This is a genomic window from Thermococcus sp., from assembly GCF_027066465.1.
GTDB lineage: Archaea > Methanobacteriota_B > Thermococci > Thermococcales > Thermococcaceae > Thermococcus.
On sequence record NZ_JAMONU010000201.1, the window covers coordinates 1 to 5508 of the forward strand.

6 protein-coding genes are annotated in these 5508 nt (G+C 53.5%); 2 read left to right on the forward strand and 4 right to left on the reverse strand.

Features of this window, described 5'->3' with window-relative positions; all coding sequences use genetic code 11:
- The 4 genes from MVK46_RS09865 to MVK46_RS09880 form a co-directional block, all read right to left on the reverse strand.
- The coding region (locus tag MVK46_RS09865; protein WP_297536504.1) for a hypothetical protein at window positions 1-1308 on the reverse strand (1308 nt) is incomplete at its 3' end.
- 40 nt (window positions 1309-1348) lie between these two features.
- Window positions 1349-2503, reverse strand: a complete 1155-nt coding sequence (locus MVK46_RS09870) for a tryptophan--tRNA ligase (protein ID WP_297536505.1) — start codon at window positions 2501-2503, stop codon at window positions 1349-1351.
- Window positions 2504-2688: 185 nt separating this feature from the next.
- The gene (locus MVK46_RS09875; protein ID WP_297536506.1) at window positions 2689-2889 is read right to left on the reverse strand and encodes a hypothetical protein; all 201 of its coding nucleotides are present in this window, start codon (window positions 2887-2889) and stop codon (window positions 2689-2691) included.
- A gap of 312 nt (window positions 2890-3201) precedes the next feature.
- On the reverse strand, window positions 3202-4200 hold the full coding sequence (locus tag MVK46_RS09880) for a hypothetical protein (RefSeq protein ID WP_297536507.1): 999 nt from the start codon (window positions 4198-4200) through the stop codon (window positions 3202-3204).
- 90 nt (window positions 4201-4290) lie between these two features.
- On the opposite strand from MVK46_RS09880, the gene MVK46_RS09885 reads away from it, so the two are divergent.
- Entirely contained in the window at window positions 4291-5133 is an 843-nt protein-coding gene (locus tag MVK46_RS09885; protein ID WP_297536508.1) for a DMT family transporter, read from the forward strand.
- A partial coding sequence (locus MVK46_RS09890; protein ID WP_297536509.1) for an MBL fold metallo-hydrolase occupies window positions 5130-5508 on the forward strand: 379 nt, incomplete at its 3' end. The genes MVK46_RS09885 and MVK46_RS09890, both read left to right, overlap by 4 nt.

Here is a 5508-nt window from a genome sequence, read left to right on the forward strand (position 1 = left end):
CACCCGGTATGCCTTGAGTATGCTCTCGTTTCCAATGATAGCTGAGAGGGAGCGGAGCACGAAGAAGCCCCTGCCGAAAACCTCGACCCCGAATTCGTTCTTCGACAGTATCTGGGCCAGCGTCACGTTGGATGTGTACATAAGGCCATAAGAGTCCATGGACTTAACGAACTCCCCGGCGTAGGTGGGATTGACTTTCTTCAGGCTCACGAAGACCTCCCACATGCTCAGGAAGTTCGAGAGCTCCATGGGAATGAACTTCCGGGACCATACCAGCCAGTCCATGTAGAGGACATCGGTCACGGAGCCGTAGTCAAGGAAACGCTTGAGGTAAACCACGTTCCAGACGTTGGAGACCTGGGAGTTAAGGAGATAGGGATGCTGGACGTACCACACGCTACCGTTCACGCTGTAGCCGGTGTACTCGGCGAATGTGTCGAGTCCAACCTTTGTAGCGTTGACAAGCTCCTCGTAGGTGTCGTTGGAGTACCAGTTCTTGAGGAAGACCATAGTAACGTTGAAGCCCCTGATGCGGACGTTTTTAAGGACGATTTCAGGATAAATGTAAGCATATCTGAGGTAGTCCGGACTGTTGAAGTTCTTTATACTCCCGCTTCCGGAGAAAACGCCGTAACCTGGAATCACGAGCTTTTCTCCGGGGATTCTATAGTGGAGTGTCATGTTGAAGTCCTCGACAACGGGAACGGCACCGAGAAGCACCGGAACGAGGATAGAGAACTCAGGGTTGTAGGCGGATGTGTAGTCTCTGTAGTTGAACTTCGAAATCAGCGTTAAGCGAAAAGCCGAGCCGTTTACGGGAATCCTGTAGACGATGAGCCAGCCGGAGTGAGGATAGCCGAAGTGGGTGTTGTACATCTTCGGGTACGCGTAGACCTCGACTGGAGGAGACGCAAGGTCCACGGCTTTTCCGTTCACGAGAACCGTGATGTTTATTGCGGACGGCTTCTCGTTGGGAACCTCCTCCATAATCTCGAAGACGCCGGACTTAGCTTTCCTCACAACCCCGGTGAAGTTCACGGTGACGATTCCGTTCGAATACGAGAGCGAGACGTTTCCAGCGTAAGTCTGCGCCCTGGTGAGGTTGGACCAAACCTCCCGAAAGCTAACCCCTCTGGTTACCTTCGCGTTCTTGTAGTTCCACGGGGGCACGAGGTGAGGGGTTGGCGTTTGAACTTGAGAGGACGTTGAAGGGGTACTCGATGACGTCGTAGCGGTCCTTCCACCTATACAACCAGATGCCAGAACAACGAGGATTAGAACCGTAGCCAACAGCGGCCTGAAACGCACATTTACCACCAAGTAAAAGTTGGGAGAAAAGTATAAAAGGTTAACCCTTTAGAGGCCCAGGAATCGCCTTCTCCCACTGCTCACGGGCAAGCTCGCCGGTGTACTTGAACTTCTCGACCTTCTTCTCGGCTTCTTTCCTCTTCTTCTGGTGCTCCTTCAGGAACTCCTGCACCTTCTTGATGAGGTAGCGCTTGCACTCGCCGCAGGTCAGTTCGCCGGCTTTACATGCGTGATAGCGCTCCATGAGCTTCTTGTCGTCCGGCTCAAAGAAAATCTCCAGCCACTTGAAGACGACGCACTTCTCAGGGTTTCCGCCCTTCTCCCTCTGCTCCTTTAAAGTGGGCTGACCGCCAGTCAGGGCGAACTTCCAGATTTTCTTTCCAGCCTCCTCGGGGTCGTCGGTGAGATAGACGGCGGTTTCAGGCTTGGACGCACTCATCTTGCCCTCGAGGCCCGTCAGCGGCGGAACGAACTTCGAGTGCAAAGCGGCGGTCTTGTAGTAGCCGAGGCTCTCGGCGAAGTCCCTCTGGAGCCTCCAGTAGGGGTCTTGGTCAATTGCTGCCGGAATTAAACAGCGCTTCTTCTCGAAGAAGGTCGGTGCGGCCTGTATGGCGGGGTAGAAAATCATTCCAATCTTGCTCTGCTCGCTGAAGCCGAAGACCGCTTTGGCCATCGAGTAGGTTATCTTCTTCGCTATCGGAAGGGCCATCTCGTAAATCTTCGTGAACTCGCTGTCCTGGAAGATGAAGGTCCTGTCCGGGTCGAAGCCGACCGCGATTATATCTAAAATGTTCTCGTATGCCCAGCGCTTGGTTTCATCTAAGGTCAGATTCTTGAAGAGGAACTTCTCGTCGTCGGTTATCTGTATGTAGAGGTTGACGCCGAACTTCTCCTGGAGCCACTTGGTGGCGAAGAAGGGGATTATGTGGCCTATGTGCATCGGCCCGCTCGGACCCCTGCCGGTGTAGAGGAAGAAGCCCCTTCCGCTCTCGTAGTCGGCAAGGATTTTATCGTAGTCCCTGTGGGAGAAGAAGAAGCGCCTGCGGAAGTAAATCGGCAGTTCGCTCTTAGTAAGCTTTGCAGTCTTTTCCAACAGCTCGTCCGTCAGCGGGCTGGTTCCGAACTGCTCTATCAGCTTGTCGTAGTCGACGAGACCTTCAACGTCCCAGGGGGTAACCTTAAACTCCAATTCCAACACCTCCATTTCCAGTGGAAACGAAGCCCGTAGCTAAGGCGGTGCAGAAGAGAGGAACTTCACCAAAGCCAAAAACGACCACCGAGCATGGGGAGAGAAAGGGAAGAGGAGAATTTAAAGTTTTTGGAAAGTGAGGAAATTCATTATATAAGCCGACCCCTTTGCTCAAGTTTCTAACTTTTGACCTACTTCGGTAGGCCTTCAAGTTTGACCCACTCAATGGACTCGTCTCTGGCTTCCCTTAGGAGCTCTTCGAGTTCATCTTCATTCAGTTCAAGGCTCTCTTCCATTAAAAGGTCCTCAAGCCTCTGGAGTTCGCGCCTTATCCTGCGGAGCTCGACCAGTACAAGCCCGAGGGTTTCGCTCTCAACCTTCTTCAAGCTCACCACCGTGCTGTACTATGGAGAAGGGCCCAAATATACCAAATCAACGTTCCCAGATAAAAACTCTAATCGCGCTTATATAATCATGCCTAGAGAATTTGCCAACATACGGGATTGAGTTCAAAATCCCAATAGAGCGACCTAACGGCGGGAAAGGCTAGGAAAGTCCTGAGACAGCTCAAAAAGAAAGCCGAGCTCGTTGGATTGGAGGGCTACGAGAAGCACTATGGACTAATCGCAAAGAGAATCGAGGGGAAGGAAAACCTCGGGCTGGTCTTCGACATGAGGGATTTTGAAAGTCTCGTGAGGTCCTAATTAAGTCCCCTTCCATTTTCTCCAGCCAAGGAAGAGGCCCACCACGACACCGAGCAGGAAACCCGAGATAATCCTCATCCCCCAGTAACGGAGCTCCCAATCGTCCGTCGGCGCTTCATAAACGGTCCCAGTTATGAAAACGCCCCTAATCTCGCTCAAACTTTTAACGTGAAGCCCCTCAAAGACGACCCACCGCCTCTTGAAGTCGGGGAAACTGACGTTCCCGCAGTCGGAAGGCTCAACAAGGAGGTAACGGCCCCCAGTGTGGAACCTCGGGTCGGCCGAGAAGAACTGGAGGAGAACCCTCCCGGATTCTGACCAGTTGCAGGTATTGAAGGTCAGGTTCAAGTAATCGGAGGGATTTTTGCTACCGAGGAGCTCGATTACAGCGTCCCTGCTGGTCAAGGTTCTAAGGGCCAGATACGAGAAACGTACGGGTTCAACCCTTAAATCGTAGCCACCTGCCGTCTTAAGGATTACAAAGTCTGTGGGGGTGCTGGAACGGTAGAGGAAGGCCACCACACCGGTTACGTTGAGCGAGGCGTTGGGAGGTACGAAAAACTTCATGGAAACCGCGAAGTCCTTCACCATCTTAAACCTCGGAATGGAAGGGTCGTAAAATGGCCCAGCTCCCTCATTGTAGGTCTCTCTAAAATCACAGGAAGCTACGTAGCCGGAGGAAATCCGATACACAATCCCATCGGAGGAATAAGACCCGAACTCGTTCTCAACCGAGCAGACGACGCCGTAGATTTTTCCCGGCGTGCTGAAGTTGGCGTAGAAACCGATAAGCTGTGCAGGAACGGGGAAAGAAACGTGAACGATGTATTGATAAGAATCGCTGGCCGGAACGAGCGTTCCGTTGGAGAGCGCAACTGCGGAAACGTTTCGAAGGTAAACGTTCGCAGTGTAACCAAACCCCGAGCCGGTATAGTGAAACCCTGCAAGTGCTAAGGGAGCCGTTAGGAGGAGAAGGACAACGAAGGAGAAGCGCTTCATTCGACCACCGTACTAACTGTGAAAGTTACGATAATTAACCTTTTCGATGGTCAGGGAAAGTTCATAAAACCCAACCGCCCAACCTCGCTCATGGACCGCGAAACAGAGGGGACGCTGTTAGCATTCACAGTGCTGGTCCTGCTCGGTCTCGAGCCGGCCGTAATTAAGGCCAACCCGGTTAATCCATTCGCCTTCGCCTCGCTGTCCGCTTTAATAGCCTCGCTAATCCTCTGGCCGGTTATACTGCTTGGCGGTCAGGCAAGAGAAATCCTTGAGAGGCCGGCCGAGCTGAGGAAGACCTTTCTAACGGGCCTTTTCGCGACGGCAATAGCCTATTCTCTCTTCTCCTATGGAACGAGGCTGAGCACCGCTGTAAACTCGGCGATACTCACGCGCTTCGAGGTCTTCTACTCCTTCCTCATCTCGTGGCTCCTCCTGAGGGAGAGGATAACCGGAAGGGCGGTAGTTTCGGCATTGGCCCTAATCGCTGGCGTCTTCCTCGTGGTCGCGCAGGGAAGGGTTAGCCTTCTGAAGGGCGACGTTCTGCTTCTCCTGACTCCCCTCTTCTGGCAGCTCGGGCACGCAATAGCCAAGAGAACCGATTACAGCCCGGTGACGATAGCGACGCTGAGGAACACCTTCGGCGGGCTTCTCCTCCTCGTTCCCGCCTTTATTACCGGCTTCGCCTTCACTAAGCTCGCGCTGGCAGAGGGGCTGATAATAGCGCTCACCCAGAGCCTCTGGTATTTGGCGATAGCGCGGATTAACCTCTCGAAGGCGACGGCCATTTTAACGCCCGCGCCCGCTTTAACTGTTCTCGTCTCGATTGTGCTCCTCGGCGAGAGTGTAACACCCTACCATCTCGCGGGCTTAGCCTTAATAACCCTCGGAACGTTAGCAATCAGCAGAGAGGAGAGCGGGGTGAGGGAATGAAGGTCGTGATTCTCGGCTCGGGTTCATACAGCGGAACCCCCAAGCCCCTCTGCACCTGCGAGAACTGCTCGCGGGCGAGGATTAATCCGGCCTTAAGGAGAACGCGGTTTTCGCTCTATTTCGGGGGGACGCTCGTTGACCCGAGTCCAGACCTGCACTACCACCTGGAGAGGCTGAACAGGAATGTGGAGCGGGTTCTCATCACCCACGGCCACTTCGACCACGTTTTCGGCTTACCTGACCTTCAGGTCTTCAAGCACATCTCTTTTTACTCCCACAGGGAAGCACTGGAAGTCGCGAAAAGCTTAGCGAGGCTGGCCTTCGGCTCGGAAAGTCCGGAGGGGCATGAGTGGAACTATAGCAAGCTTGAGTTCT